The organism is Paracoccus sp. S3-43, from assembly GCF_029027965.1.
Classification (GTDB): domain Bacteria; phylum Pseudomonadota; class Alphaproteobacteria; order Rhodobacterales; family Rhodobacteraceae; genus Paracoccus.
The window spans coordinates 3,196,136-3,221,824 of record NZ_CP119082.1 but is presented as its reverse complement, the minus strand read 5'-3'; the positions used below and the strand labels follow the sequence as shown (position 1 = coordinate 3,221,824).

Here is a 25,689-nt window from a genome sequence, read left to right as displayed (position 1 = left end):
CCTGCGGCCCCGGACGGGCCGCATGACTGAGGCTTTCGCCCGATGTCCAATCCAAGACACGGGGTTCCGCGCAGCCGGTGGCAGCCGTCTGCAAGAACAACCCGAGGGCCGTGAAGGCGCCTGAAGCCTTCTGGCCCGACCGATGCCCGCGACCCTTTCGGATCCGCGGGAAACCGGCCCGTCCCCAACACAGCGACGTGAATCGCCTCATGAGGTTAGCAATGGCGCGCGGCCCGCTGCAACCGAACTATGTGCTTGACAGGGGCTTTGCCAAATCGAATCTGCGAGCCCCTTGACTCGAAAGGAAAGAATCCTGAACGCCTTGATATGTCGGCATTTTTGCAACATTCGCAGGCGCAGAAACGGAAATCGGGCGCGGTTTCGCAACCGCACCCGACCGGGTTTCCTGGCCCCGCGGGGCCGCGATTTCAAGGCAATCAGCGCCGCGCAAGGCGCGGGGGATCAGGCCGCCGACAGGGCCTTCACGCGCGATGCCAGGCGCGAGATTTTCCGCGACGCGGTATTCTTGTGGACGACGCCCTTGGTCACGCCGCGCATCAGTTCCGGCTGGGCCGCTTGCAGGGCCGCCTTGGCCTCGTCGGCATTGCCCGAGGCGATGGCCTCTTCGACCTTGCGGATGAAGGTGCGGATGCGCGAACGGCGGGCCTTGTTCACGTCGGTGCGACGCTCGATCTGGCGGGCGCGTTTCTTGGACTGGGGCGAGTTGGCCATGGGTCTTGTTCTTCCTGTTCAGGTCTTCAGCGTTTCGATTGCGCAAAAGACCCAAGACGCCGCCTTCCGGGGAAAGCGGTCATGATTCTTGCCTAAGCGGGCCCACGCGCATGTAAGCCGGGGCCTATAGGGCAAATGGCCCGCAAAGGAAAGCCCGAAAATCAGCGGTCGCGGAATTGCGGCTCGCGCTTTTCCAGGAAGGCGGCCATGCCTTCCTTCTGGTCCTCGGTGGAAAACAGCGCCTGGAAATTGCGGCGTTCGAACAGGATGCCTTCGGTCATGGTCGTCTCGTAGGCGCGGTTGACGGCCTCTTTCGCGGCCTTGACCGAGATCTGCGATTTTTCCGCGATCTTGCGGGCGGCGGCCATCGCCTCGGGGATCAGCTTGGCGGCGGGGACCACGCGGCTGACGAGGCCCGACCGTTCCGCCTCGGCCGCGTCCATGAAGCGGCCGGTCAGGTGCATGTCCATGGCCTTGGACTTGCCCACGAATCGCGTCAGCCGCTGGGTGCCGCCGATGCCCGCGATGACGCCCAGGTTGATTTCCGGCTGGCCGAATTTCGCGGTGTCGGCGGCGATGATGAAGTCGCAGATCATCGCCAGTTCGCAGCCCCCGCCCAGGGCATAGCCGGAAACGGCGGCGATGATCGGCTTGCGGATGCGGGTGATGGCGTCGATGCGGGCGCCGAACAGATCCTCGTCATAGGCGTCCACGAAGGTCTTGGTGGACATCTCCTTGATGTCGGCCCCGGCGGCGAAGGCCTTTTCGCTGCCGGTCAGAACGACGCAGCGGATCTTGTCGTTGCGGTCGGCATCCGCCAGGGCCTGGCCCAGTTCGGTGATCAGCGCGGTGTTCAGCGCGTTCAGCGCCTCGGGGCGGTTCAGCCGGATCAGGGCGACGCTGCCCTCGATCTCGACGATGATGGTGTCATAGGCCATGGGCTACGTCCCGGTTGCAAAGGGTTCGTGGCGGACCCTATCAAAAGCGCGGGCGGAAAGCCAAGGCGGGCTATCGCTGGCACATCGGACAGAAGAAACTGGATCGCCCGCCCTGCACGATGCGGCGGATGGTGCCCGCGCAGCCGGGGGTGGGGCAGGGCGCGCCCTCGCGGTCATAGACGCGGAAGCTGTGCTGGAAATAGCCCAGTTCCCCGCTGGCCTGGCGGTGATCGCGCAGACTGGATCCGCCCGCCGCGATGGCATCGGTCAGCACCTCGCGGATATGGCCGACCAATGCGGCGATGCGCGCGGCCCCGATGCGCCCCGCCGCCCGGCGCGGGTCGATGCCCGCGCGGTGCAGCGCCTCGGACACATAGATATTGCCCAGCCCCGCGACGATCCGCTGGTCCAGCAGCGCCTGTTTCACCGGCACCTTGCGGCCCGCGAAGGCCGCCGCGAGAGAGGCGGGCGAGAAGGCGTCGTCGAAGGGTTCCGGCCCCAGGTGGTCCAGCAGCGGATGCGACACCCCTTCGCGGATCAGGTCCACCATGCCGAAGCGGCGGGCGTCGTTGAAGGTGATCGTGGCCCCGGCATCCGTCACCAGCACCACATGATCGTGGCGCGGCAGGATCGCCGGATCGCGGTGGAAATCGCCAAGGCTGCCCCCCTCCACCAGCATCCGCCCCGACATGCCCAGATGCATCAGCAGCGTGCCGCCCCGGTCCAGATCGGCCAGCAGGTATTTCGACCGCCGCCGCAGCGCCGTGACCGTGGCGCCGGTCAGCACCTGCACCAGATCGACGGGCAGCGGCCAGCGCAGGTCGGGGCGGCGAACCTCGGCCCGCGCGATGCGTTGGCCTTCCAGATGCGGCAACAGGCCGCGGCGGACGGTTTCGACTTCGGGCAGTTCTGGCAATCCCGGTCCTTTCGATCCATTGTGCCGCAGGCGCGTCGGGTCTATCTGGCGATGAAACAGCGGATCGGCAAGCGGATGAGCGACAAGAAGCAGACCCATTTCGGTTTCCAGACCGTGGACGAGGATGCCAAGGCCGGGATGGTCCACGGGGTCTTTTCCAGCGTCGCGTCCCGTTACGACCTGATGAACGACCTGATGAGCGCTGGCATCCACCGCGTCTGGAAGAATGCGATGATGGACTGGCTGGCGCCGCGCGACGGCCAGCACCTGCTGGACGTGGCGGGCGGCACGGGCGACATCGCCTTCCGTTTCCTGGACCGCGCGCCGGGCGCCCGCGTCACCGTCTGCGACATGACCGAACAGATGCTGGTCGAGGGGCGCAAGCGCGCCGATGCCGTCGAAAAGTCCGACCGGCTGGCCTGGGTCACGGGCGATGCGATGGCGCTGCCCTTTGCCGAGAACAGCTTCGACCGCTATACGATCAGCTTCGGCATCCGCAACGTCACCCGCATCCCCGACGCCCTGGCCGAGGCGTTTCGCGTGTTGCGCCCCGGCGGGCGGCTGATGGTGCTGGAATTCAGCCAGATCCCGGTGCCGGCGATGCAATGGGCCTATGACCGCTACAGCTTCAACGTCATTCCGGCGATGGGCCAGGCGGTGACGGGGGATCGCGACAGCTATCAGTATCTGGTCGAATCGATCCGCAGGTTCCCCGACCAGGACGCCTTTGCCGGCCTGATCCGCGCCGCCGGGTTCGACCGCGTGCAATATCGCAACCTGTCGATGGGCATCGCCGCCCTGCATTCGGGCTGGAAGCTTTGAGGGGACCGCACAACCTTCTGCGCCTGATCCGCACCGGCGCCACCTTCGAACGCACCGGCGCGATGGGCGCGGTCCTGGACGCGGTGGAGGCGCCGCCCCGGCTGCGCGCCGCCGCCCGGATCCTCGGCTGGCCGTTCCGCTGGCTGGGCTACAGGGGCGACCCGGCGCTGCCGCCGATCACGCGGGCGATCACCGCGCTTGGCCCGGCCTATATCAAGTTCGGCCAGATCCTGTCGACCCGCGCCGATGTGGTCGGCGTGCAGATGGCCGACCAGCTGCGGATGTTGCAGGACCGCCTGCCGCCCTTTCCGACGGATCAGGCGAAAGAGATCATCCAGACCGATCTGCGCCAGCCGGTCGATCTGCTGTTTTCAGAGTTTTCCGAACCCGTGGCGGCGGCCTCGATCGCCCAGGTCCACCGCGCCCGCGTGCGCGAGACGGGGCGCGAGGTCGCGGTCAAGGTGCTGCGCCCCGGCATCGCGGGCGCCTTCCGCCGCGACATCGACGCCTTTCATTTCGCGGCCGGAATCATCGAGTTCCTGTCGCCCGGCAGCCGCCGCCTGCGCCCGCGCGACGTGGTGGCCCATTTCGAAGCCACCGTCACCGCCGAACAGGACATGCGGCTGGAGGCGGCGAACGCGTCCGAATTCGCCGAAAACACCAAGGGCGATCCGGGTTTTGCCATTCCCCATCCGCATTGGGATCTGTCCTCGCGCCGCGTCCTGACCTCGGACTGGGCCGAGGGCCTGCCGATGGGCGACCGCGCCGGGCTGCTGGCGGCGGGCCATGATGTCAGCCGCATCGCCACACGGGTGATCCAGCTGTTTCTGCAACATGCCCTGCGCGACGGGTTCTTTCATGCCGACATGCATCACGGCAACCTGAAGGTCGCGGCGAATGGCGATGTGATCGCCTATGATTTCGGCATCATGGGCGAGATCGACGAATACACCCGCCGCATCTATGCCGAGATCCTGTATGGCTTCATCCAGCGGGATTACCGCCGCGTCGCCCGCGTGCATTTCGAGGCCGGCTACGTCCCCCGCGACCGCGACGAGGCGCAGTTCGCCCGCGCCCTGCGCGCCGTGGGCGAGCCGATCTTCGGCGCCAATGCCAGCCGGATTTCCATGGCGAACCTGCTGGCCTATCTGTTCGAGGTGACGGAACGCTTCGGGATGCAGACACAGACGCAACTGATCCTGCTGCAACGCACCATGGTCGTGGTGGAAGGCGTCGCCCGGTCGGTCGATCCGCAGCTGAACATCTGGGACGCGGCGAAGCCGGTGGTGTCGGACTATATCCGTTCGAACATCGGCCCCAGGGCGCTTGCGGGCGACATGGCGCGCGTGGCTCACACGGTGGGGCGCTATGGCCCGCTGCTGCCGCGCATTGTGGAACAGGCCCTGTGGGAACGCGCCCACCCCGAGGATGCGCGCCGGATCCAGCCGGTCGTGATCCGAAGCGGCGCGCCGGTCTGGCTGGCGGTGGCGCTGGCATTGGGGGCCGGGGCGGCGATCGGGATGGTGCTGGTCTAGGGTCGCCTGCGCTCGGGGACGGTCCTCAATCGGCGGCGGGGTCCGGGAAGGTCACGGCGCGGCGATAGAGGTGCCAGGTCGCATGGCCCAGGATCGGCAGCACCACGATCAGCCCGGCAAAGAGCGGGATCATCCCCAGCACCAGCAAACCGGCTACGACAAGCCCCCAGGCAGCGGTGGCGCCGGGATTTGTCCGGGCCACGGCCAGCGAGGTCACAAGGGCCAGCGGGACGCCCACGGGGCGGTCGATCAGCATCGGGAAGGAGACCATGCCGATGCAGAGGACCAAAGCCGCGAACAGAAAGCCCGTGGCGGTCCCCAGGACCAGCATCTCTCGTCCCGGTTCGGTGGTCAGGCAATCCCGCAGCAGGGCCAGAAGGCTGTCATAGGTCTGCGGTCCCAGCGTTGCGCCCCAGATGGCATGGGCGGCATTCAGCCACAGCACGAAGACGACCAGCAGCAGCAGGCCAAGCATCAGCACCGGCCCCAGCACCCGTCCGCTGAGGGCCGAGAGTGCCGCGCCCCAGTCGGCGGGAAGGCCCGCCTCGCGGCGGCGGCTCATCTCATAGAGGCCCAGGGCCGCGACCGGGCCGACCAGCGGAAAGCCTGCGGCGAGCGGGAAAAGCAGGTGAACCTGCCCGGCGTTCAGCACCCAGACCGCCAGGATGAAGCCGATCACCGGGTAGAGCACCACCAGGAAGATCACGTCGGAACGCAGCGCTGCGAAATCGGATGCGCCTTCCCGCAGGGCCGCGCGGATATCGGCAAAGTCGATCCTATTGACGCGCGGCCGGGCGATCTGGTGGCTGCCGATCCCGTCGATGGCCTGGCCAAGGCCCCGGCCCATCCCGGCCAGCCTTTGCGCGCTCCAGCTCAGCGGGTTTCCAATCGTTCGGTCGGACATGATGGCTTTATCCTCCCCATGCAAAGGGTCGGCCCATCCGCAGCATCCGCCGGAGAGCTCGGCATCCGCCCTGTGCTTGGGCCAATCCGTCCTCGAACCGCCACTCTAGCAGATCCGGACGATTCCCGCACGCCATGATTGCAGGGCGCGCCATCTCGAACCGCTCCGGCGGCGTTCCATCGGTCTTCCGGGTTCATCGGGCTTGATCCGATCCGGCCGCATGACGCTCCAGCCGCAGGGCCAGGCGGGACACGGCGGCCTTGAACAGGACCGCGATCAGGATCGTCGTGGCAAGGGCCGCGAACATCTGGTCGATCTTCATGCGCCCGCTGGACTGGATCATCACCGCACCAAGCCCTCGCGACCCGCCGACCCATTCGCCGACGATGGCCGCCGCCGGGGCGTAGACGGCGGCAATTCGCAGCCCGCTTGCCAGATCCGGCAAAGCGGCGGGAATGCGCACGATCCGCAAAGCCTCCAGCGGCGTCGCGCCCATGCTCTCGGCCAGTTCGCGAAAGACCCTGGGGGTGCGTGCCAGCCCGTCGCCAAAGGCCGAGGCGACGGGAAAGAACACCATCAGCGCGACGATCGCGATCTTGGGCGCGATGCCATAGCCCAGCCACAGCGTCAGCAGCGGCGCGAAGGCGAAGATCGGGACCGTCTGGCTGAAGGTCATCACGGGCGTCAGCGTCCGGCGCAGGCCGGGCAGCAGCCCCGTCAGCAGCGCCAGCACGATCCCCAGCCCCGCGCCGATGACAAAGCCCGCCGCGATCTCGGCCAGGGTCGTCAGCGCGGCGCGGGCCAGCAGGTCGGGGGCGTCCAGCATGGCGCGACCCACGGCCAGCGGGCCGGGCAGCAGGAAGCGCGGGATCTGCAAGGCCCAGACCGCCAGCTGCCAGGCCAGCAGGGCGCCCAAGGCGAAACGGATCACCCCGCCACTGTCCAGAACTGCGCTTCCAGCCGGGTCGCGGTCGAGAAGTGGTCCTGCAACCGCGCCCAGCGGGGCAGCGAAGGCGCATCCGGCCCCAGGCGGCACTTTACCGCGCCGTCGATCAGGGCGGCGGTGCCATGACACAGCGCCTGATAGTCGGCCCCGCCATATGTGGCGATCCATTCCGCGTAATCGGGGGCATGGGGTTCGGCCAGAAGCCGCGCGCCGATCTCTCCATAGCCGAGGACGCAGGGGGCCAGAGACGCAAGCAGGTCCAGGAAATCGCCGCTGTAGCCCGCCTCCAGCACATAGCGGGTATAGGCCAGGTTCTGCGGCGCCTCGATGGCGGCGGCCAGGGCATCCTCGGTGATCCCGGCGCGGCCGCACAGCGCGACATGCAGCCGGGTCTCGGTTTCCAGCAGGGCGTGGACGGTGGCGGAACAGGCACGCATCTCGGCCAGGGAACCGGCCTTCGTGACCGCCAGAGACCAGGCGCGGGCGAAATGGATCAGGAACAGGTAATCCTGCGCCAGATAGGTCAGGAAGGCCCCGCGCGGCAGGCTGCCATCGGCCAGGGCCCTGACGAAGGGCGCGCGGACATAGGCGTCCCAGTCCGGCGCGCCCGCCCGCCAGCGGGAAAAGCAGAGGCCATAGCTCATGCGCCCGGATCCGTCGCAAGGGCGCTGACGGGCAGCACCCCGTCGATCAGGCCCGCGTCGCGCAGGAACGCCTCGAACCGGGCATAGCGGCCGTGATCGACCGCGCCGGGGCTTTGGGAAAAGCGCGGCAGGGTGGCGGCCCAGGCCGCGCGGTTCAATTCGTCGTCCAGATCGGGATGGGCGTCGCGGAACACCTGCCAGGCCTGCTCGGGATGGTTCAGGATGTAATGCGCGCCCCGTTCCATCGCGGCCACGAAGCGTTGGGTGGCGTCGGGATCCATCATGCCGGGATTGGCCAGCAGGATCAGTTCGTCATAGGCGGGGATGCCCTGTTCCTCGACGAACAGGCAGCGGCCTTCGGCGCCTTCCAGCCGCATCTGCGTCATCTCGAAATTGCGGAACCCGCCCAGGGTGGCGTCCACCTGGCCGGTCATCAGCGCGGGTGACAGCGACCAGCCGACATTGACCAGGTCCACGTCGTCCAGCGTCAGGCCCGCACGGTCCAGCATCGCGCCCATCAGCGCCGTCTCCATCCCCGGCACGGAATAGCCGACCTTGCGGCCCTTCAGATCCGCGACCGACTGCACCGGCCCGTCGGCCATCACCGTCAGGCAGTTCAGCGGCGTGGCGACAAGGGTGGCGACACGGGTCAGGGGCAGACCCTCGTGGACCTGAAGATGCAGTTGCGGTTGGTATCCGACCGCCAGATCCACCTGACCCGAGGCCAGCATTCGAGGCGGATCCGAGGGATCGGCGGGCGCGGTGATCTCCACCGTCAACCCGGCATCGGCAAAGAAGCCCAGTTCCTGCGCGACGATGATCGGGGCGTGGTCGGGGTTCACGAACCAGTCGAGCATCAGCGACAGATCCTGGGCGGCGGCGGGGCCGGCGGCCAGCAGGGCAAGGGGCAGGGCAAGGGATCTCATGCGGGGTCTCCAAGGGCGATGAGGGCGATGTCGCCCGGCCAATGCTGGCGCAGGCGGTCGGCGGCGGCCCAGGCGCGCAGGCCGGACCGGCAGGCAAAGACGACGCGCTGGCCCTCGGCCGGGCGCAGCCTGTCGGGCTGGCGCAGGGCCTGGGGCACGAAGGGCAGGGGGGCCTCGTCCGGGCCGCGCAACTCGACGGCCAGATCGTCGGGGCGGATCTGGCTGGCGGCGATGAAGCGGTGGCCGAGCCTGGGTTCCGGCGCGCCGTCGAAGCGGAAGCTGGCCGGGCGCAGCCCGTCGAAGCGGATCATCTGGCCCAGCGGCGATGGGGTCAGCCCCAGCAGGACCGACATCGCCATCTGCGCCTGCAACGCGCCGATCAGGCCCGCCATCGGCCCCATCACGCCCGCCGTCGCACAATTGCCCGCCTGCAAGGGCAGGTCGGGAAACACCGCCCGGACCGAGGGCGCGCCGCCGCAGAAGCCCCCCGCGAAGCCCTCGATCCGCAGAACAGAGGCCGCGATCAGCGGGCGTCCGGCCGCCAGGCAGGCGTCCGACAGCGCATAGGTCGCGGCAAAGCTGTCGGCGCAATCCAGCACCAGATCGGCCGCCGCCACCAGGTCGGGCGCATTGGCCGGATCCAGTCGCGCGACCAGCGGAACGACGGTGGTGTCCGGGTTCAGCACGGCCATTTCCAGGGTCGCCGCCACGGCCTTGGGTCCGCCGACATGGCGGCCATAGATCGGCTGGCGGTGCAGGTTCGAGGTCTCGATCCGGTCGGGGTCGATCAGGGTGATGCGGCCGACACCCGCGCCGGTCAGATATTGCAGCACCGGGATCCCCAGGGCGCCCGCGCCGACCACCAGCACATGCGCGGCGGCCAGCCGGGCCTGGCCCGCATCGCCGATCAGGGGCAGGACGGTCTGGCGCGCATACCTCATCCGGCGGCCTCCAGCCATTCGCGGATCCGTGCCTCGGGATCGGGGTTCAGGGTGATGTCGGTCACGGCGGCGGCCAGATCGGCGCCCGCCGCGAAGGCCAGCCGCGCCCGCTCCGGCGTCAGCCCGCCAATGGCGCATAACGGAACGCCGCCGATCCGCGCCTTCCACTCGGTCAGCTTCCCGACCCCCTGCCGATGCCATTTCATCTGCTTCAGGATCGTCGGCCAGACCGGGCCGAGCGCCACATAATCGGGCTTGCAGGCCAGGGCGCGGTCCAGTTCCGCATCGTCATGGGTCGAGACGCCCAGCCGCAGCCCCGCCGCGCGGATGGCGGGCAGGTCGGCCCCGTCCAGATCCTCTTGCCCCAGATGCAGGAAATCGCAGCCCAGGTCGATCGCCAGGCGCCAGTGATCGTTGACGACCAGGATCGCGCCATGCTGGCGGCACAGATCGCGGGCGCGGGCGATCTCGGCGCGCAGGGCGTCCTCGGGGCGGTCCTTGATGCGCAACTGCACCAGCCGCACGCCCAGGGGCAGGGCGCGGGCGATCCAGTCGGCGCTGTCGAAGATCGGATAGAAGCGCGGCAGGCTCACAGGAAGGCCCGCCCGATCACCGGGGTCGAGGGGACGGCCATGTCGGTCCGCTCCATCGGGTCGGCCAGCCAGCCGGCGCGCCCGGCGCGGATCGCCTCGGCCATGGCGGCAGCCATCGCGGCGGGATCGCCCGCGCGGGCGACGGCGCTGTTCAGCAGGATCGCGTCATAGCCCATCTCCATCGCCGCCGCCGCGTGGCTGGGCAGGCCGATCCCGGCATCGACGACCAGCGGCACATCGGGAAAGGCCGCGCGCAGCGCCCGCAGCCCGTGCGGGTTGTTCAGCCCCAGCCCCGACCCGATGGGCGCGCCCCAGGGCATCAGCACCTCGCAGCCCGCCGCCAGCAGCCGGTCGCAGACCGTCAGATCCTCGGTGCAATAGGGGAACACCTTGAAACCCTCCGAGGCCAGGATCCGCGCGGCCTCGACCAGCTCGAAGACATCGGGTTGCAACGTGTCGGCATGGCCGATCACCTCCAGCTTGATCCAGTCGGTGGCAAAGACCTCTCGGGCCATCTGCGCGGTGGTGACGGCCTCGCGCGCGCCGTGGCAGCCCGCGGTATTGGGCAGCAGCCGGACGCCCAGCGACCGGATCAGCGCCCAGAAATCCTGACCGCCCCCGGCCTCGCGCCGCAAGGACAGGGTGGCGATGCCCGCGCCCGATCGGGCAAAGGCATCGGCCAGGATCTTGGGCGAGGGATAGCCCGCCGTGCCCAGCATCAGCGGGCTGTCGACGTCGGTGCCATAGAAGACCGGCATCGCCCTAGCCCCCCTGCATGGGCGCCAGGGCCTCGATGGCGTCGCCGTCGCGCAGGGGCGTGGTCTCGCGCAGGGCGGCAGGAATGAAATCGCCGTTCAGCGCGGTGGCGATGCGGCCGGTCAGGTCCGCCTCGGCCAGGGCGCCCGCCAGGGTGGTTGCCGCGACATCGCGCGGGGTGCCGTTAATCGTGATCCGCATCCATGAACTCCGGTCTGGTCTGGTGTTGAAGGTGGTCGGCCACCATGCGGGCGACCGCCGGGGCCAGCAGGAAGCCGTGGCGGTAAAGGCCGTTGGCGTGGATAACGCCCCCTACGCGGCGGATGCGAGGCAGGTTGTCGGGGAAGGCCGGGCGCGCGTCGGCGCCCAGTTCCAGCACCTCGGCCTCGGCCAAGGCGGGGTGCAGGGCGAAGGCCGCCGACAGCAGTTCCAGCACCGCCCGCGCGGTGGGCGGGCCGCGCCGGTCGCTTTCCACCATGGTCGCGCCCAGCATGAACACCCCGTCGCCGCGGGGCACGACGTAAAGCGGCATCCGGGGATGCAGCAGCCGGACGGGGCGGGAAAGCCGGATCTCGGGGCAGCGGATCACCACCATCTCGCCCCGCACGCCGCGCAGGTCGTGCAAGGCGTCGCGTGCCGACAGGCCGCGGCAGTCGATGACGGTGCCGGTCGCCGTGTCGCTGCGCCCCAGGCGTTCCGACAGGATCGCCAGGGCCTGGCGCGGGGCCAGATGCGCCTCTGACTCGAAGAACAGCGCGCGGCTGAAGCGGGTGCCGAGGTCGGGTTCCAACGCGGCGATGCCCTGGGGGTCCAGCGTCCGGTGGCCCTGGCTGCGCCGGGCAAAGCGCGCCAGCGCGCCCGCATCGCGCGCCGGGCTGACGACCAGCGTGCCGTTCCGCGTGACCGGCACGCCCTGGCCCTGCCACCAGTCGGCGGCGCCCAGCCCGTGGCGCACCACCGCCGGTTCGGCGCTTTCGCCCTCGCACCAGGGGGCCAGCATCCCGCCCGCCCACCAGGAACAGGCCTGCGGGCCGGGCGCCTTGTTGTCCAGGATCGCGGCCGGGATGCCGCGCGCGGTCAGTTCCGTGGCGATGCAGAGGCCCATCACGCCGCCGCCGATGACGGTCACGCTCATGCCGCCGCCTCGGCCCGGCGGGGCCAGAGCGCGTGGAAATGATGCACCGGCCCGTTGCCGCCGCCCACCGCCAAGCCGTCGGCGGCCAGGATCGCGCGGTGCAGCCAGTCATGCGCGCGGCCCGCCGCCTCGGCGACCGTCAGCCCCTGCGCCAGCCCCGCCGCGATGGCCGAGGAGAGGGAGCATCCCGTGCCATGCGTGTTCCGCGTGCCGATGCGGGGCGAGGTAAAGCGCGCCACGCCCTCGGGCCCGGCCAGAAGGTCGGTGCAATCCGCGCCCGCCGCATGGCCGCCCTTCATCAGCACATGGCGCGGCCCAAGCGCGCGCAGTCTGGCGGCCTGGGCCACGGCACCGGCATCGTCGCGGGCCGGATCGGCGCCCAGAAGCCGCGCGGCCTCGGGCAGGTTCGGCGTCAGCACCCCGGCCGGCGGCAGCAGGTCGCGGATCAGCGCGCCGATCGCCTCGTCCGGCATCAGCACGTCGCCCGACTTGGCGACCATCACCGGATCCAGCACGATGGGAATCGGGCAGTCCCGCAGCGACGCGGCCACCGCCGCGATCCCGGCCGCCGATCCGACCATGCCGATCTTGATGGCATGAACCTGGATGTCGTCCAGCACCGCGTCGATCTGCGCCCGGATCAGATCCGGCGGGACCAGATGGACGGCCGCGACGCCGCGCGTGTTCTGCGCGGTCACCGCCGTGATCGCGCTGGCGCCATAGCAGCCGAGCGCCGAGACCGTCTTCAGATCGGCCTGGATTCCCGCGCCCCCGCCGCTGTCGGATCCCGCGATGGTCAAGACGGTCGGTGTCATCGGCCTCTCCTTCGGCATGTCGGGCCGTGAGGGGAGGGCGGCGGCAGACGGGATACGGCAAGGCGCCGGGCGTCCGCCTATCCGTTCCCTCCGCCGGCATGACCCGGATCAGGTTCGATGGGTCGGCGCGCATTGCACCTCTCAGCCCCGCGACGGGACGCCCCAACGGATAGTGTCAGGGACAGACTAGCCGCCCCCGCGCCGGACGTCCAGAGGCTTCGTGCGGAACAACTCGCAAGGCTGGTAAGGCGCGTTGAAGGGGGCCAACCCGACGGTTTCGGAAGCAGGGTCGGCCGCATGAGCCGCAATCGTGTTGCGCAGAGCCGCCAGCGTTTCTTTCGAAGAGGCTGTCTTTTTGCGGGATAACAGGGAAGAACGGTCTGGCCGAAACCCGCCCTGCTGCCGTCGATCGGAAAAGGGCTCTTCCAGTCAGCCAATTCCCCGCGCCTCTGGAAACCAGAGATCTGGCCTTTCCATAAAGACTTTCCATAAACAGCAGCGTGTCGTATCGAAGCGGTAAAATGACGCAGAAAGGCCTGCCTATGGATATTGACTACGATGCGCTGACGCTTGAGCAATTGAAAGAGATCAACCGCAAATCCGCGGCGGCCATCAGGGGTTACGAAACCCGCAGCCGAAAAGAGGCCATTGCCAGGGCGACCGAAATTGCCAAGGCCGCCGGTTTTGCCTCGCTTGAAGAGATGGTGGCCGCTCAGCCCGCCAAGGGAAGCAAGGCCGAACCGAAATACCGCCATCCGGAAAACCCCGATCTGACCTGGACCGGGCGCGGCCGAAAGCCCAACTGGATCGCCGAAGCCCTGGATGCCGGAAAGTCCCTGGACGATTTCGCGATCTGATTCGCGATCTGGCCGAAAGGCGCTCTCGATGTCCTGGACGACAGAGCGCCTATTCCGGTCTTGAATGCCCGGCCAAAGGCCTCTGGCCGTCAAAGGAATGGCGCGGGGCATGTCATGTCTGGCCGCCCGCTGTTCACAAGCCGCGCGCGTCCCGGATCCAACACAGCGAAGACATGGCAGGACGGAGACTCTTCAGGGGGTATCGCTGCGGACAACCCCCGATCCGGTCCTGCGCCGCTATCGGGCAAAGCCGCTGATCCGCGGCAGCCAGGTCGACAGCGCCGGCACGAAGGTCAGGATCAGCAGCGCCACCATCGCCGCGATGAAGAACGGCGGCAATTCGCGGATCAGCGCCGAGGGCCGCTGCTTCGTGGCCGAGGCGACGACAAAGATCAGGCTGCCGACCGGCGGCGTCATCAGGCCAAAGGTCAGGTTGACGATGACGATGATCGCGAAATGATCCGCCGCGATCCCCAGGCCGTGGGCGATGGGCGCCAGGATCGGCACCAGGATCATCACCCCCGGCAGCGGGTCCATGAACATGCCGAAGACCAGCAACAGCAGGTTCACCATCAGCAGAAAGGCGATGGGCGACAGGTTCATGGCGATCACCGCGTCGGCCATGGCCTGCGGCACGCCCTCGATGATCAGCACCCAGGCAAAGGCGCGGGCTGCGGCCAGGATCATCAGCACCGCGACCGACATGATCGCCGAGCGCAGGAAGGCCCCCCAAAGATCGGTCCAGCTGAAGCCGCGATAAACCACCGCCGAGACGACGATGGCATAGAACACCGCCACGACCGAGGCTTCGGTCGGCGTGAACAGCCCGACGCGGATGCCGCCGACGATCAGCACGATCAGCATCAGCGCCGGCAGCGCCGCGCCGGTATTGAGAAGCATCTGCCGCAACGGCGGGCGCTGTTCCAGGCTGCGATAGTCGCGCTTGCGGCTGATCCACCAGTTCACCGCCGCGATCAGCCCCGAGATCAGCAATCCCGGCAGCAACCCGGCCATGAACAGCGAGCCGACCGAGACATTGCGGTCCTGCAACGCATAGATGATCATGGTGATCGAGGGCGGGATGATCGGATCGACCACCGCGACCGAGATGGTCAGCGCCCCCGCATAGCCCTTGGAATAGCCCGAACGCTCCATCATCCGGGCCATCATCGCGCCCGGCCCGGCGGCCGAGGCCAGGGCCGAGCCGGAAATCCCCGCAAACAGCGTCCCCGTCAGGATATTGGCATAGCCCAGGCCGCCGCGCAGGTGGCCGACGAATTGCGAGGCAAAGCGCAGCAGCATCCGCGAGATCGCCCCGGTGGACATGATCTCGGCTGCCAGGATGAAGAAGGGCACCGCCAGCAGCGGAAAGCTGTCCAGGCCGGTGAACATCTCCTTGACGACCACCACCAGGGGATAGCGCCCGCTGATCGCCACGGCGGCAAAGGCGGCCATGGCCAGCGAAAAGGCGACGGGCACCCCCATCACCATCAGGACCAGGAAGGCGGCGATCAGGATCTCAACCAAGGGCGGCCTCGTCGGAATGGTCAAGCCCTGCGCGCAGATAGCGCGGCGCGATCAGCGCCAGATGCACGATCAGCAGCGCGAAGCCCACCGGCATCGCGGCATAGACCCATTTCATCGGCACCCTCAGCGCGGCGGATTTCTGCACCGACATCCGGCCCATGTAATCCAGCCCGACCCAGACCATGAAGGCGAAAAAGCCGAACAGCAGCACCAGGATGACGCCCCGCAACAGGCGCTGGCCCTGCGTCGGCAGGGCCTCTTGCGCATTGGTGATCGCGGCATGGGCCCCTTCGCGCAGCGCCAGCCCCGCGCCGAGGAACGTCACCCAGATCATCGCGTAACGCGCCACCTCATCCGCCCAGGTCAGAGAGTTGCCGGTCAGATAGCGACCGGCGACGTTCCAACCCAGGATCAGGGCCATCGCCATCAATGCCAGCACCAGCACGGCGCCGTTGACGGCGACAAAGGCGCGTTCGATCCTTTGCATGACCGCTTATTCGACCGCCTGGATGCGGTCCATCAGATCCTTGCCGAACTGGGCCTCATAGGATTTGTAGGGCTCGGCCAGGGCCTCGCGGAACGCCGCCTTCTGCTCGGCCGACAGCTCGTTCACCGCCATGCCCTGTTCCTGCATCGCGGCCACCCCCGAGGCATCGACCTCATCGACATAGGCGCGCATGGCGGCCACCGCGTCCTTGGCGGCCTTCTGGAAGGCGGCCTGCTGGGTTTCGTCCAGCCCGCCCCAGAGTGAGGGCGAAACCAGGATGATGGTCGAGGAATAGACGTGGCCGTCCAGCGTCAGGTTCTTCTGAACCTCGTCCAGCTTGGCCGAGACGATCACCGACAGCGGGTTTTCCTGCCCGTCGATGGCGCCCTGCTCCAGCGCGCCGATCACCTCGGGCCAGGCCATGGGTGTGGGCGCGGCGCCAAGGGCGCGGAAGGCCTCGATGTGAACCGGATTCTCCATGGTGCGGATCTTCAGCCCGGCCATGTCCGCCGGGGTCTCGATCGGGCCGCGGTTCGACGTGATGTGGCGGAAGCCCTGCTCGCCCCAGGCCAGCGCGTGCAGCCCGGCATCGTCGAACTTCGCCAGCATCTCCTGGCCGATCTCGCCGTCCAGCACCTTGCGGGCGTGGTCCTTGTCGCGCAGCAGGAAGGGAATGCCCAGCACGCCGACCTCGGGCACGAAATTCGTCAGCGTGCCGTCCGAGGCGATGGTCATCTCGACCGTGCCCAGTTGCAGCCCTTCCAGAACCTCACGCTCGCCGCCCAGGCCCGAGGACGGGAAATGCCGGAAAGTGAACGCGTCGCCCAGGCTGTCCTTCAGCGAGGCCTCGAAAGCCTTGGCACCGGCGCCGTAATGGCTGTCCTCGGCCAGTGCATAGCCGATCTTGATCTCTTGCGCCGCGGCGGCGGGCAGGGCCAATACGGCACCCAGCAGCGATGCTGCCAGAACGTGTTTCATTGCGAGCTTCCTCCATGGTCGGGACGCGGTCTAACGCGATAACGTGATTTGACGCAATCCCAAAGCCCCCCCGACGGGGCCGCACGCAAGATCCTTTTCGCGCGCTGCTTCCGCAGCATCGGGGCTCTGGCGGGCCATGCGGACGCCCCTCGCATATCGTCTGGCCCGTCATGCACCGCACGCGCGCGCAGGTGGTGCAGCTGATGCGCCCCCATGCGGCTGCCGCACGCCGATCGGCGGCCCGGAGCGGCAGCGGGTGATCGATCTTTTGCGGAAGATTCTTCTGCTCGGCACCGGTGCAGGGGAAACAAACCTGCCTGTCACAGAAGAAAGAAGAAGACATGCTTCATTGTATGCTGCGGCTCGCTCTCTTATGGTCCGGCGCAAACGCCTGGATGCAGGAACAGGAAAGGCTCGCCATGTCTCGTCTCCCGTTGCGCACTCTTGAAGATGCACCCGCCGAAGCACGGCCTCGACTGGAGGCGGCGCAGAAGAACAACGGTTTCCTTCCCAACCTCGTGCGCCTTCTGGCCAATGCGCCGGTGGCCCTGGAAACCTATCAGACCGTATCGGCCATCAACGGACGTGCCTCGCTGACGCTGGCCGAACGCGAGGCCGTGCAGATCACCGCGGCGGCGACGCATGGCTGCGGCTTCTGCGTGGCGGGCCACAGCGCGGTCGCCGACAAGAAGGCGCATCTCGACCAGGCGACGATCGGCGCCTTACGAGCCCTTGGGCCGGTGCCCGACGCCCGGCTGGGCGCGGTGGCAGAATTCACCAGGGCGGTCATCGCCTCGCGCGGGAATGTCCCGGATGCTGAACTGAGCGCCTTCAAGGAGGCCGGGTTTGATGACCAGGCCGCGCTGGAGGTCGTCCTGGGTGTCAGCCTGGCGACGCTGTGCAACTTTGCCAACAATCTGGGCCGGCCCGAGTTGAACCCCGAACTGTCCGCCTATGAATGGCAGCCAGAGGTTTCCGCGCAATGACCTTTGCCCTGCCCGACGATCTGGCCGAATGGCTTGCAGGCTCGGCAGACGGGATCGATCTGGGGCAGATTCCGGCAACCGATCTGCTGCCGCGTCTGGCGCAGGCGGGGTTGGCCGGGATCGGCGTGCCCGAAGCCCTGGGCGGTGGGGGCGGCACCGCCATGGATGCCGTCCGGGCCGTCGCGGCGGTGGCGCGGGAATCGCTGGCTGCGGCCTTCGTGCTGTGGGGCCATCGCTGCTTTGTCGAATTCCTGGTCCAGACCCCGAACCATGCCCTGCGCGACCGCCTGTTGCCCGACCTTCTGGCGGGGCGGGTCGCGGGCGCCTCGGGCCTGTCGAATGTCATGAAATTCTTGGCGGGCCTGGAGCCGTTGCAGATGACGGTCCGCCCCGAGGGCGGGGATCTGGTCGTCGACGGCGCGCTTCCCTGGGTCACCAACCTGCGCGGGCAGGGCTTTGTCGTCGCCGCCGCCGCCGATCCGGCGGATGGCGGGCCTGCGATGATCGTGGCGCTTGCCCATGACGATCCCGGCGTTCACAGAAGCGCGGATCTGGCGCTGATGGGGATGCGGTCCTCGGATACCGCGTCGGTGCGGATCGAGGGCGTTCGGATCGGCCGCGACCGGATCATCGCCGCCGATGCCCCCGAATGGCTGCCGGGCGTGCGCCCCAGCTTCATCGCCCTGCAATGCGGGATGGCCATCGGCCTTGCCCGCCGGTCCCTGGCCGAGGCCGGCTGCGCCGGAGGAGCGGGGAGGGGGGTTCTGGAGACCCCCATCGCGGCGCTCGGCACGCGGCTGGACAAGATCGTCGCGTCGTTGAAGGCGGGTCTCGATTCGGGCGGCTTCGTCGCCCGGCCCGCCGCCCTGTTCGAACTGCGCATCGCCCTGTCCGAAATCGTGTTCGAGGCGGTGGCCCTGGAATTGCAGGCAGGCGGCGGGCGCTGCTATCTGGACGGTCCGGGCCGGGGTTTCGCCCGGCGCTGGCGCGAGGCGGCCTTCGTGCCGATCATCACCCCCAGCACCGTGCAGCTGCGCACGATCCTGGACGCCGCGGGCAAGGCCGCATGACCCTTTCCGAGGCTGGGCCCGTGCTGCGCGCCGCAGGCGTGACATTGCGCTATCCCGGCGCGGCCGCGCCGGTGCTGGAAGGCTTCGACCTGGATCTGTCGCCCGGAGAGATCGTCTCGGTCCTGGGGCCCAGCGGAGTCGGCAAGTCCAGCCTGTTGCGCGTGCTGGCCGGGCTGCAACCGGCCGATGCCGGCCGGATCGAGATGGAGGGCGCCCCCCTGGCAGGCGTCCATCCCCGCCTGGCCATGGCCTTTCAGCAGCCCGGTCTGCTGCCCTGGCTGGATCTGGAACGCAACGTCGCCTTCGGGCTGGACTTCAAGCGCCAGCCTTCCCTGACGGCGGCGGAACGCCAGGGCCGCATCGACCGCGCCATTGCCGAAGTCGGGCTGGATCATGCCCGCCACCTGCGGCCCGCCGCCCTGTCCGGCGGCATGGCGCAGCGCGCGGCCCTGGCCCGCTGCCTGGCCCGCCATCCGCAGGTGCTGCTGCTGGACGAACCCTTCGGCGCCCTGGACGAGGTGACGCGGGCCATGATGCAGGATCTGCTGGTCAAGATCGTGGCCGATTACCGCACTGCCGCCGTGCTGGTCACCCATGACATCGACGAGGCGCTGCTGGTATCGGACCGCATCATCCTGCTGGGCGGCAGCCCGGCGGGCCGGATCGGCGAATGGCATCTGGATCTGCCACGCCCTCGCGAAGATGACCTGGCCCAGCTTGGCCGCATCCGCATCGACATCGTCGCCACGCTGCGCCGCGCAACAAAACGCCATTGAAGGAACCCGTCATGCCCACCGAGGATAGTCTGTTTTCCCGCCGCGACATCATGCGCCTGTCGGCGCTGCTGACCGCTTCGGGGGCGCTGCCCTTCCTGAACGCGCGCGCCGCCCGCGCCCAGGATCCCGACGAGCCGGTCAGGATCGGCTATCTGCCGATCACCGATGCCACGCCCCTGCTGGTGGCCCATGGCAAGGGCTTCTTCGAGGCCGAGGGTCTGGCCGTCGAAAAGCCGGTGATGTTCCGCGGCTGGTCCCAGATCGTCGAGGCCTTCCTGGCGGGCCAGGTGAACGTCGTCCACCTGCTGTCGCCGATCACCGTCTGGGCGCGCTATGGCAGCCAGATCCCGGCCAAGGTGGTGGCCTGGAACCACACCTCGGGTTCGGCGCTGACGGCGGCGAACGACATCGACGCGATCGCGGATCTGGGCGGCAAGACCGTGGCGATCCCCTATTGGTATTCGATCCACAATGTCGTGCTGCAACGCCTTCTGCGCGAGAACGGATTGAAGATCGTCACCACCGGCACGCCTGCCGCTGACGAGGTCGCGCTGTCGCTGATGTCGCCCGCCGACATGGTGCCTGCGCTGGCGGCGGGCCAGATCGCCGGATATATCGTGGCCGAACCCTTCAACGCCGCGGCCGAGATCAACGGCATCGGCAAGGTTCTGCGCTTTACCGGCGACGTCTGGAAGGATCACGCCTGCTGCCTGGTCTTCATGCAGGAACAGGATCTGGTCCAGCGGCCGGAATGGTCGCAGAAGGTCGTCGACGCGATGGTCAAGGCGCAGCTGTGGACGCGCGACAACCGCGCCGAGACCGCGCAGCTTCTTTCGTCTGCCAACCCGCAGAAATACACCCCTCACAGCCCCGAGATCCTGGCCCGCGTGCTGACGCCCTCGGATGCCGATACCCAGGGCTATGTCGCCTCGGGCGCGATCCGGCATCCCGACTGGAAGGACAAGCGCATCGATTTCCAGCCTTATCCCTTCCCCTCCTATACCGAGGAACTGGTGCGGATGCTGAAGGATACCGAGGTGGCGGGCGAACGCGGCTTTCTCGACGACCTCGACCCGGCCTTCGCCGCGACGGATCTGGTCGATGACAGCTTCGTGCGCAAGGCCCTTGAACGGGTCGGCGGGCTGCCGGCCTTCGGCCTGCCCGAGGGCTGGACCCGGTCCGAGGTCGTCCAGGCGTGAGGACCAGGGCGCAGGGCGCGGTGCTGGGGCTCGCGGGGATCGGGCTGCTGCTTCTGGCCTGGTGGATCGCCACCGACGTGATCGCCGGGGACACCAGCTTCGCGCGGCGCTTTTCGCCGACGCGCACCTTTCCCGCCCTGGCCGGGCTTCTGGCGGCCCCCGATCTGTGGCTGCATATCGGCCAGAGCCTGCGGCGCGTGCTTGTCGGGCTGGCCGCGGCCCTGGCGACCGGCGTGCCCCTGGGCCTGCTGGTCGGCGCCTCGCGCCTGGCAGAGGCCGCGACCACGCCCGCCTTCCAGTTCCTGCGGATGATCTCTCCGCTGTCCTGGATGCCGATCGCGGTGATGGTCTTCGGCGTGGGCGACGCGCCGATCTACTTCCTGCTGGCTTTCGCGGCGATCTGGCCGATCCTGCTGAACACCGCCGCGGGCGTGCGGCAGCTGGATCCGCAATGGCTGCTGCTGTCGAAAAGCCTTGCCGCCACCCGCTGGGAAACCCTCAGCCGCGTCATCCTGCCGGGCGTGCTGCCCCAGGTGCTGACCGGCTTGCGGCTTGCCATCGGCATCACCTGGATCGTCCTGGTCCCCTGCGAGATGCTGGGCGTGCAGGCGGGGCTTGGCTATTTCATCCTCGATACCCGCGACAGGCTGGCCTATGACCAACTGATGGCGGTGGTGCTGATGATCGGTATCCTGGGATATATGCTGGACGCCCTGGCACGCGCCGCCATCCGCCGCGTCGGGGTGCTTTAGGTCGGAAGACCCGCGGTCGGTCCCATGATTTCTGCCTGAGCGGAAGAGAACCGCGTCAGATGCGGTCCGGAAACACCGACGCTCAAACTCCGCGATGCGTTTTGGCGGGATCCAGCCGGATTGCGGGCATTGGATATGGGGCCCCCTGCCCCGCGGCTTGCGCCTTGCCGCTCAGAAACACAAAATCTCGGCCTCGGCCTCGGCGCGTTTCAGATGGGCGATGATCTCGGTCATCTGCGGCATCCCCCGGAACATGCCGGATCGTTCGCCGGTCGTCTGCTGCATCCGCAGCACCGTTTCGGCGCTGACGTAATCGTCATAGGGCAGCACCTCGGCGATCTGGTCGATGGCGCAGGAACAGCGGTCCAGCATGTCGCGGGTCTGGCCGTTCGTCGCCATGCAGGCGAAGACATATTCCGCCCGCGCATTGGTCGGATAGTCGTTGACCGCCTGCGCCCAGGCGGGCGCCGTGCCCATCGCCAGGGCCAGAAAGGCCAGCCGGGCGATCATTGCAGCGCCATGCGTTGCACATAGCCGGGCTGCGCCCCGGCCGTCTCGGCGCGCAATTCGCGGATCGGCTGGACCGGATCGTCCAGCACGAAGGTCAGGGTCAGCGTCTCGAATCCCTTCATCCGGTTCGCGTTCGGATCGTCGGCGAAGGGCTGGAAGCTGGCGACCGACCCGCCCTCGTGCGCGGCGATCCGGCCGCCCTGGAACAGCGCCTCCTTGATGCGGTTGCGGATATAGAACGGGCTGCCGCCGGTCAGGTTGGCCATGTCGCGCGTGACCTGTTCCAGAAAGAAGGTCAGCACCGGATCCCCGGCCGAGATCGGGAACGGCCCGATCCGCCGGGTCCGCGAATCGGTCTTCTGCACCAGTTGCAGCACCGGCTGGGCGTCGGACGGGTCGATCACCTGGGTCAGCGTCAGGCTGCCGTCCCGGACCGGCAGAAAGCCCTGGGCCTGCGGCCCCTGGACATGCAGGGACCAGTGCAGGTCGCGGCCCTCGATGGACCAGGGGCCGCGTTCGGCAAAGACGGCGTCGCCCGCCTCGCCCGCGGCGGCCATGCCCGGCGACAGGACCGACAGCCCCAGCCACAGGGCCACGGCAATGGCTCGTTTCATGCTATCCCTCCCATATGCCGGGGCAGTTTGCGCCCCCTGCCGCGAAGGGCAAGCCCCGCCGCGCGCGCCATCGGCCTTTGGTCGCAGATCATGCCAGGATGCCGCCCAGCATCTCGGCCAGTTCCGAGGGGCGCACGGGCTTTTCCATCAGATGCACCCGCATGGCGGCGCAGTTGCGGGCGATCTGGGGGTCGCGATGGGCGGTGATCATCACGGCGGGGATCGCCTGGCCCGCCGACCGGCGCAGGGCGGCGATGGCCTGGACGCCGGTATCGCCGTTTTCCAGGTTGTAATCGGCCAGGATCACGTCGGGCGGATCGTCGCCCATGGTGGCCAGGGCCTCGGCCGTGCCGCCGGCGATGCGGGCCACCATGCCCAGCCGGTCGCGCAGGATCATCTCGTATCCGCGCCGCATCCCCTGGTCGTTTTCCACCACCAGGGCGACCCGGCCGCGCAGGGGCAGGGTGGCGCGGGCGGGGCGGTTCGGGCCGCTGCGGTCCTGGCGCTGCACCAAGGGCAGGCCCACGCGAAAGACCGTGCCGCGCATCGCCTCGGAATCCAGGCGGATCGGGTGGTCCAGCTTGGCGCAGGCGCGGCGCACGATGGACAGGCCCAGGCCCATGCCGGGGGTCCGGGCGTCGTTGCCAAGCCGCTGGAATTCATCGAAGATCCGGTTCCGGTCCACGGCCGGGATGCCCATCCCCGTGTCATAGACGCACAGCCAGGCCAGCGGCCCGCGCTTGCGCGCGCCCACCACCACGCCGCCCCGGTTGGTATATTTGATCGCGTTCGACACCAGGTTCTGCGCGATCCGGCGCAGGAAGACCGGGTCGCTTTCGACCACCGCATCGGTCGGCACGAAGGACAGGCGCAGGCCCTTCGCCTCGGCCGGGGGGGCGTATTCGATGGCCAGCTTGCGGAACAGATCGCCCAGCGGCACCGGCTGGCGGTGGAATTCGATCCGCTGGCTGTCCAGCCGAGAGATGTCGAGGACCGCGTGCATCAGCTGTTCCACCGATTCGAAGGCCCCCGACAGCCGGTCGGTCAGTTCGGTCTGCTGTTCGGTCATCGGCGTGTCGGCCAGCATCGACAGAAACAGCCGCGCCGCCGACAGGGGTTGCAGCAGGTCGTGGCTGGCGGCGCGCAGGAAGCGGGTCTTGGACCGGTTCGCCTCTTCGGCCGAGGCGCGGGCCACGGCCAGTTCGCGGTTTCTCTGCGACAGGTCGGCAAGCGCCCGTTCCAGGTCGCGGGTCCGGGCCATCACCTCTTGTTCCAGGGCGACGGCGGCCTGGAACATCGACCAGGCGGAACCGCGCGATTCCTCCAGCCGGTCGATGCGGTCGATCAGCACCTGGTTGATGCGGGCCAGCTTTTCGACCCGCCGTTCCGGGCCGTCGTCCTCACGCAGCATCGGGGGCCGCCTCGTCGGCATTGGGCATGAAGGCCAGGCCCACGAAGGTCTGGTTCACATGCATCCCGCTGTGCTGTTCGCCATAGGTGTTGAAGCCCGCGACGCGGTATCGGGCCAGCAGGTCCGACATCTGGTCGCGCAAGCCTTCGCGTTCCAGGGCCAGCCTTCGCAGGATGCAGTCGAAGCCCAGCACCATCAGCGGCGGGCGAGGCAGGGCGGCAAGCGCCTCGGCGAAGCCTTGCGTCATGTCCTCGGCCCGGCCAAGGGTCAGGACGGTGCCGGTGTCGATGGCCGACATCAGCGACAGCCCGCCATCGGCGGTCTGGGCGCTGATGGCGCGGACATGGTGGTGCCGGCCCATCCGCAGCAACAGCGGATGGCGCGCGAATTCGGTGGGCGTCAGGGCGTCGCGGGCGATGCCGGTCAGGCGGGCATATTCCTCGGCCGCGGGTTCGGCGTTCAGTTCCAGGATGCGGCGCTTTTCGGGGATCGCGGCGGTCACGACCACGCGCCGGTCGGTGGGGCTGAAATGGGCGAAGGTCACCTCGCTGACGGCCAGATCGGTTTCCACCAGCAGGAAGACGGCGGCATTGGTCACGACCTCGCCCTGGGCCAGCAGCCAGGTCTGGCGGAACAGCAGCCCGTCGCCCGCCGACCCGCCCAGCGTCGGGACCGAGGGCAGCGCCGCGTCGATGGTCGCCACAAGCGCGTCTTCCTGGCCCGCCAGCCCGTCGACCAGCAGCAGCCCGAACAGCGACCGCTGCGGATCGGGACCGAAGCCCGCCTGCAACCGGCGCAGCGCCGCCATCCAGTCCGACACCGGCAGCGCATCCAGATCCGGCAGCACCAGGGCCGAGGCGCGGAAATGCGCCGCCGGAAAGCCGATGGCGATCACGCTGCCCGAGGCATAGCCCGACGGCCCGATTTCGCCCGCCGACGAACAGCCCGCGATCACGCAGCCTTCGGGCAGGCCCGCCCGCAGCGCCGCGTCAAGCGCGGCCAGTTCGGGACCATGGGCGCCGAAGACCAGGACCAGGGCCGGGTTGGCTCCGCGCAGGCCGTCCAGCAGGATCCGGCCGTGATCGGCCTGTCCGCGGTCGGCCTGCACGGCCACCGGCCCGGTGGCGCCCTCCTTCGCAGCCGGGCCGGTATTCATCAGCCCGCCTCGAACAGGCGGACCGTATTGGCAAGCAGCACCGCCTGGGTGCGGCGGCGCGCGTTGATCTTGGACATGATGGCGGTGATGTGGGTCTTGACCGTCGCCTCGGCGATGGACAGGTCATAGCTGATTTCCTTGTTCGCCTTGCCCTGGCAGATCAGCCGCAGGATCTTCATCTGCTGCGGGGTCAGGGTGGCGAAGCGGCGGGCGAGTTCCGCCTTGGCCTCGTCCTCGGCGCCCGTCTGGTCGGGGGCATAGCCTTCGGGGGTGACATGCTCGCCCTCCCACATGCGGCGCAGGCTGTCGACCAGGGCCTCGCGGCCGAGAGACTTGCTAATATAGCCCTGCGCCCCCGCCGCCATCGCGGCCGAGATCATGGCGCCGTCCATGTCGGCGGAAATCATCGTGATCGGCACGTCGGGCAACTGCCGGCGCAGGGTGACGATGCCTTCCGCCCCGCGCGCGTCGGGCAGGTTCAGATCCAGGATCACCGCGTCCGGCGCGCCCTGCACCTTGATCCCGTCCAGGGCCGCGCCCAGGCTGCGGGCGGTCCGCACGTTCTTCAGGCCGAAGCTGATCTTCAGGGTCAGCGCCAGAGCGTCGCACATCAGCGGGTGATCGTCCACGATCAGGATTTCGCGGACCTGATCGGCGTTTTGCCGTGGCGTCAGCGGCGAACGGGCCTGCATGGCTGCGGCTGTCATCGTGAGTCCTCCTCGGATGATGTCGCGGTCTCCCGTCCGCAACATTCCTTCACGAT

Annotated in this window: 29 protein-coding genes and 1 riboswitch; of the genes, 8 read left to right on the top strand and 21 right to left on the bottom strand. The window is 68.6% G+C overall.

The window, feature by feature from the left end; all coding sequences use genetic code 11:
• Positions 1-462: 462 nt before the first annotated feature.
• The 3 genes from rpsT to mutM all read right to left on the bottom strand — a co-directional run bounded on the left by rpsT (position 463) and on the right by mutM (position 2,586).
• Positions 463-732, bottom strand: a complete 270-nt coding sequence (rpsT, locus tag PXD02_RS16750) for a 30S ribosomal protein S20 (RefSeq protein ID WP_275104944.1) — start codon at positions 730-732, stop codon at positions 463-465.
• A 161-nt stretch (positions 733-893) separates the two neighbouring features.
• Positions 894-1,670, bottom strand: coding sequence for an enoyl-CoA hydratase (locus PXD02_RS16745; protein ID WP_275104943.1), 777 nt, complete (start codon positions 1,668-1,670; stop codon positions 894-896).
• Between the two features lie 70 nt (positions 1,671-1,740).
• A complete protein-coding gene (mutM, locus tag PXD02_RS16740; protein ID WP_275104942.1) occupies positions 1,741-2,586 on the bottom strand; it encodes a bifunctional DNA-formamidopyrimidine glycosylase/DNA-(apurinic or apyrimidinic site) lyase in 846 nt (281 codons plus the stop codon).
• A gap of 75 nt (positions 2,587-2,661) precedes the next feature.
• Here mutM and ubiE point away from each other — a divergent pair, with 75 nt between their 5' ends.
• Positions 2,662-3,408 (top strand): bifunctional demethylmenaquinone methyltransferase/2-methoxy-6-polyprenyl-1,4-benzoquinol methylase UbiE, encoded by a 747-nt coding sequence (gene ubiE / locus PXD02_RS16735; protein ID WP_275106462.1) that lies wholly within the window; start codon positions 2,662-2,664, stop codon positions 3,406-3,408.
• A complete protein-coding gene (ubiB, locus tag PXD02_RS16730; protein ID WP_275104941.1) occupies positions 3,405-4,943 on the top strand; it encodes a 2-polyprenylphenol 6-hydroxylase in 1,539 nt (512 codons plus the stop codon). Before ubiE ends, ubiB begins: the two co-directional genes overlap by 4 nt.
• 25 nt (positions 4,944-4,968) lie before the next feature.
• On the opposite strand, the gene PXD02_RS16725 is transcribed toward ubiB, so the two are convergent.
• From PXD02_RS16725 to thiD, 10 genes are all read right to left on the bottom strand, one after another.
• Positions 4,969-5,847: a DUF2189 domain-containing protein gene (locus PXD02_RS16725; RefSeq protein ID WP_275104940.1), complete on the bottom strand. Its 879-nt coding sequence runs from the start codon at positions 5,845-5,847 to the stop codon at positions 4,969-4,971.
• A 193-nt stretch (positions 5,848-6,040) separates the two neighbouring features.
• Positions 6,041-6,778, bottom strand: coding sequence for an ABC transporter permease (locus PXD02_RS16720; protein ID WP_275104939.1), 738 nt, complete (start codon positions 6,776-6,778; stop codon positions 6,041-6,043).
• Positions 6,775-7,437: a TenA family protein gene (locus tag PXD02_RS16715; protein WP_275104938.1), complete on the bottom strand. Its 663-nt coding sequence runs from the start codon at positions 7,435-7,437 to the stop codon at positions 6,775-6,777. Before PXD02_RS16715 ends, PXD02_RS16720 begins: the two co-directional genes overlap by 4 nt.
• Positions 7,434-8,363, bottom strand: a complete 930-nt coding sequence (locus PXD02_RS16710; RefSeq protein WP_275104937.1) for an ABC transporter substrate-binding protein — start codon at positions 8,361-8,363, stop codon at positions 7,434-7,436. The genes PXD02_RS16715 and PXD02_RS16710 overlap by 4 nt, the downstream gene beginning before the upstream one ends.
• A complete protein-coding gene (locus tag PXD02_RS16705; RefSeq protein WP_275104936.1) occupies positions 8,360-9,304 on the bottom strand; it encodes a HesA/MoeB/ThiF family protein in 945 nt (314 codons plus the stop codon). The genes PXD02_RS16710 and PXD02_RS16705 overlap by 4 nt, the downstream gene beginning before the upstream one ends.
• Entirely contained in the window at positions 9,301-9,897 is a 597-nt protein-coding gene (locus PXD02_RS16700) for a thiamine phosphate synthase (protein ID WP_275104935.1), read from the bottom strand. The genes PXD02_RS16705 and PXD02_RS16700 overlap by 4 nt, the downstream gene beginning before the upstream one ends.
• A complete protein-coding gene (locus tag PXD02_RS16695; RefSeq protein ID WP_275104934.1) occupies positions 9,894-10,655 on the bottom strand; it encodes a thiazole synthase in 762 nt (253 codons plus the stop codon). The genes PXD02_RS16700 and PXD02_RS16695 overlap by 4 nt, the downstream gene beginning before the upstream one ends.
• A 4-nt stretch (positions 10,656-10,659) precedes the next feature.
• Positions 10,660-10,854 carry a sulfur carrier protein ThiS gene (gene thiS, locus PXD02_RS16690; RefSeq protein ID WP_275104933.1) on the bottom strand — a complete coding sequence of 65 codons (195 nt, stop codon included), beginning with the start codon at positions 10,852-10,854 and terminating at the stop codon, positions 10,660-10,662.
• Positions 10,838-11,788: an FAD-dependent oxidoreductase gene (locus PXD02_RS16685; RefSeq protein WP_275104932.1), complete on the bottom strand. Its 951-nt coding sequence runs from the start codon at positions 11,786-11,788 to the stop codon at positions 10,838-10,840. Before PXD02_RS16685 ends, thiS begins: the two co-directional genes overlap by 17 nt.
• Positions 11,785-12,603, bottom strand: coding sequence for a bifunctional hydroxymethylpyrimidine kinase/phosphomethylpyrimidine kinase (thiD, locus tag PXD02_RS16680; protein WP_275104931.1), 819 nt, complete (start codon positions 12,601-12,603; stop codon positions 11,785-11,787). The genes PXD02_RS16685 and thiD overlap by 4 nt, the downstream gene beginning before the upstream one ends.
• A 68-nt stretch (positions 12,604-12,671) precedes the next feature.
• Positions 12,672-12,778: riboswitch (TPP riboswitch) on the bottom strand.
• A 346-nt stretch (positions 12,779-13,124) separates the two neighbouring features.
• Between thiD and PXD02_RS16675 the strand changes: the two genes are divergently transcribed.
• Positions 13,125-13,460: an H-NS histone family protein gene (locus PXD02_RS16675; RefSeq protein WP_275104930.1), complete on the top strand. Its 336-nt coding sequence runs from the start codon at positions 13,125-13,127 to the stop codon at positions 13,458-13,460.
• Between the two features lie 237 nt (positions 13,461-13,697).
• On the opposite strand, the gene PXD02_RS16670 is transcribed toward PXD02_RS16675, so the two are convergent.
• Genes PXD02_RS16670 through PXD02_RS16660 form a run of 3 tightly spaced genes read right to left on the bottom strand, consistent with a single transcriptional unit; the run spans position 13,698 to position 16,452 of the window.
• Positions 13,698-14,987: a TRAP transporter large permease gene (locus PXD02_RS16670; RefSeq protein ID WP_275104929.1), complete on the bottom strand. Its 1,290-nt coding sequence runs from the start codon at positions 14,985-14,987 to the stop codon at positions 13,698-13,700.
• Positions 14,980-15,474, bottom strand: a complete 495-nt coding sequence (locus tag PXD02_RS16665) for a TRAP transporter small permease (protein ID WP_275104928.1) — start codon at positions 15,472-15,474, stop codon at positions 14,980-14,982. Before PXD02_RS16665 ends, PXD02_RS16670 begins: the two co-directional genes overlap by 8 nt.
• 6 nt (positions 15,475-15,480) lie before the next feature.
• On the bottom strand, positions 15,481-16,452 hold the full coding sequence (locus PXD02_RS16660) for a TRAP transporter substrate-binding protein (protein WP_275104927.1): 972 nt from the start codon (positions 16,450-16,452) through the stop codon (positions 15,481-15,483).
• A gap of 395 nt (positions 16,453-16,847) precedes the next feature.
• Between PXD02_RS16660 and PXD02_RS16655 the strand changes: the two genes are divergently transcribed.
• Genes PXD02_RS16655 through PXD02_RS16635 form a run of 5 tightly spaced genes read left to right on the top strand, consistent with a single transcriptional unit; the run spans position 16,848 to position 21,235 of the window.
• Positions 16,848-17,438 (top strand): carboxymuconolactone decarboxylase family protein, encoded by a 591-nt coding sequence (locus PXD02_RS16655; RefSeq protein WP_275104926.1) that lies wholly within the window; start codon positions 16,848-16,850, stop codon positions 17,436-17,438.
• Positions 17,435-18,508 carry an acyl-CoA dehydrogenase family protein gene (locus PXD02_RS16650; RefSeq protein ID WP_275104925.1) on the top strand — a complete coding sequence of 358 codons (1,074 nt, stop codon included), beginning with the start codon at positions 17,435-17,437 and terminating at the stop codon, positions 18,506-18,508. The genes PXD02_RS16655 and PXD02_RS16650 overlap by 4 nt, the downstream gene beginning before the upstream one ends.
• The gene (locus PXD02_RS16645) at positions 18,505-19,284 is read left to right on the top strand and encodes an ABC transporter ATP-binding protein (RefSeq protein WP_275104924.1); all 780 of its coding nucleotides are present in this window, start codon (positions 18,505-18,507) and stop codon (positions 19,282-19,284) included. Before PXD02_RS16650 ends, PXD02_RS16645 begins: the two co-directional genes overlap by 4 nt.
• Positions 19,285-19,295: 11 nt before the next feature.
• Complete coding sequence (locus PXD02_RS16640; RefSeq protein WP_275104923.1) at positions 19,296-20,483, top strand: ABC transporter substrate-binding protein; 1,188 nt, start codon at positions 19,296-19,298, stop codon at positions 20,481-20,483.
• Positions 20,480-21,235, top strand: coding sequence for an ABC transporter permease (locus PXD02_RS16635; protein WP_275104922.1), 756 nt, complete (start codon positions 20,480-20,482; stop codon positions 21,233-21,235). The genes PXD02_RS16640 and PXD02_RS16635 overlap by 4 nt, the downstream gene beginning before the upstream one ends.
• 171 nt (positions 21,236-21,406) lie before the next feature.
• Here PXD02_RS16635 and PXD02_RS16630 read toward each other — a convergent pair whose 3' ends face one another.
• The 5 genes from PXD02_RS16630 to PXD02_RS16610 all read right to left on the bottom strand — a co-directional run bounded on the left by PXD02_RS16630 (position 21,407) and on the right by PXD02_RS16610 (position 25,633).
• Positions 21,407-21,745 carry a hypothetical protein gene (locus PXD02_RS16630; protein WP_275104921.1) on the bottom strand — a complete coding sequence of 113 codons (339 nt, stop codon included), beginning with the start codon at positions 21,743-21,745 and terminating at the stop codon, positions 21,407-21,409.
• Complete coding sequence (locus tag PXD02_RS16625) at positions 21,742-22,359, bottom strand: hypothetical protein (RefSeq protein ID WP_275104920.1); 618 nt, start codon at positions 22,357-22,359, stop codon at positions 21,742-21,744. The genes PXD02_RS16630 and PXD02_RS16625 overlap by 4 nt, the downstream gene beginning before the upstream one ends.
• An 88-nt stretch (positions 22,360-22,447) precedes the next feature.
• Positions 22,448-23,770 carry an ATP-binding response regulator gene (locus tag PXD02_RS16620; RefSeq protein WP_275104919.1) on the bottom strand — a complete coding sequence of 441 codons (1,323 nt, stop codon included), beginning with the start codon at positions 23,768-23,770 and terminating at the stop codon, positions 22,448-22,450.
• The gene (locus PXD02_RS16615) at positions 23,760-24,926 is read right to left on the bottom strand and encodes an FIST N-terminal domain-containing protein (protein WP_275104918.1); all 1,167 of its coding nucleotides are present in this window, start codon (positions 24,924-24,926) and stop codon (positions 23,760-23,762) included. The genes PXD02_RS16620 and PXD02_RS16615 overlap by 11 nt, the downstream gene beginning before the upstream one ends.
• Positions 24,926-25,633, bottom strand: a complete 708-nt coding sequence (locus PXD02_RS16610; protein WP_275104917.1) for a response regulator transcription factor — start codon at positions 25,631-25,633, stop codon at positions 24,926-24,928. The genes PXD02_RS16615 and PXD02_RS16610 overlap by 1 nt, the downstream gene beginning before the upstream one ends.
• Positions 25,634-25,689 lie beyond the last annotated feature (56 nt).

Coding starts and splice junctions, on each gene's coding strand:
- rpsT (WP_275104944.1), bottom strand. CDS start 732: ATGGCCAACTCGCCCCAGTCCAAGAAACGCGCCCGCCAGATCGAGCGT.
- PXD02_RS16745 (WP_275104943.1), bottom strand. CDS start 1,670: ATGGCCTATGACACCATCATCGTCGAGATCGAGGGCAGCGTCGCCCTG.
- ubiE (WP_275106462.1), top strand. CDS start 2,662: ATGAGCGACAAGAAGCAGACCCATTTCGGTTTCCAGACCGTGGACGAG.
- PXD02_RS16725 (WP_275104940.1), bottom strand. CDS start 5,847: ATGTCCGACCGAACGATTGGAAACCCGCTGAGCTGGAGCGCGCAAAGG.
- PXD02_RS16715 (WP_275104938.1), bottom strand. CDS start 7,437: ATGAGCTATGGCCTCTGCTTTTCCCGCTGGCGGGCGGGCGCGCCGGAC.
- PXD02_RS16710 (WP_275104937.1), bottom strand. CDS start 8,363: ATGAGATCCCTTGCCCTGCCCCTTGCCCTGCTGGCCGCCGGCCCCGCC.
- PXD02_RS16705 (WP_275104936.1), bottom strand. CDS start 9,304: ATGAGGTATGCGCGCCAGACCGTCCTGCCCCTGATCGGCGATGCGGGC.
- PXD02_RS16695 (WP_275104934.1), bottom strand. CDS start 10,655: ATGCCGGTCTTCTATGGCACCGACGTCGACAGCCCGCTGATGCTGGGC.
- thiS (WP_275104933.1), bottom strand. CDS start 10,854: ATGCGGATCACGATTAACGGCACCCCGCGCGATGTCGCGGCAACCACC.
- PXD02_RS16685 (WP_275104932.1), bottom strand. CDS start 11,788: ATGAGCGTGACCGTCATCGGCGGCGGCGTGATGGGCCTCTGCATCGCC.
- thiD (WP_275104931.1), bottom strand. CDS start 12,603: ATGACACCGACCGTCTTGACCATCGCGGGATCCGACAGCGGCGGGGGC.
- PXD02_RS16675 (WP_275104930.1), top strand. CDS start 13,125: ATGACGCAGAAAGGCCTGCCTATGGATATTGACTACGATGCGCTGACG.
- PXD02_RS16665 (WP_275104928.1), bottom strand. CDS start 15,474: ATGCAAAGGATCGAACGCGCCTTTGTCGCCGTCAACGGCGCCGTGCTG.
- PXD02_RS16660 (WP_275104927.1), bottom strand. CDS start 16,452: ATGAAACACGTTCTGGCAGCATCGCTGCTGGGTGCCGTATTGGCCCTG.
- PXD02_RS16655 (WP_275104926.1), top strand. CDS start 16,848: ATGCAGGAACAGGAAAGGCTCGCCATGTCTCGTCTCCCGTTGCGCACT.
- PXD02_RS16650 (WP_275104925.1), top strand. CDS start 17,435: ATGACCTTTGCCCTGCCCGACGATCTGGCCGAATGGCTTGCAGGCTCG.
- PXD02_RS16645 (WP_275104924.1), top strand. CDS start 18,505: ATGACCCTTTCCGAGGCTGGGCCCGTGCTGCGCGCCGCAGGCGTGACA.
- PXD02_RS16640 (WP_275104923.1), top strand. CDS start 19,296: ATGCCCACCGAGGATAGTCTGTTTTCCCGCCGCGACATCATGCGCCTG.
- PXD02_RS16630 (WP_275104921.1), bottom strand. CDS start 21,745: ATGATCGCCCGGCTGGCCTTTCTGGCCCTGGCGATGGGCACGGCGCCC.
- PXD02_RS16625 (WP_275104920.1), bottom strand. CDS start 22,359: ATGAAACGAGCCATTGCCGTGGCCCTGTGGCTGGGGCTGTCGGTCCTG.
- PXD02_RS16620 (WP_275104919.1), bottom strand. CDS start 23,770: ATGCTGCGTGAGGACGACGGCCCGGAACGGCGGGTCGAAAAGCTGGCC.
- PXD02_RS16615 (WP_275104918.1), bottom strand. CDS start 24,926: ATGAATACCGGCCCGGCTGCGAAGGAGGGCGCCACCGGGCCGGTGGCC.
- PXD02_RS16610 (WP_275104917.1), bottom strand. CDS start 25,633: ATGACAGCCGCAGCCATGCAGGCCCGTTCGCCGCTGACGCCACGGCAA.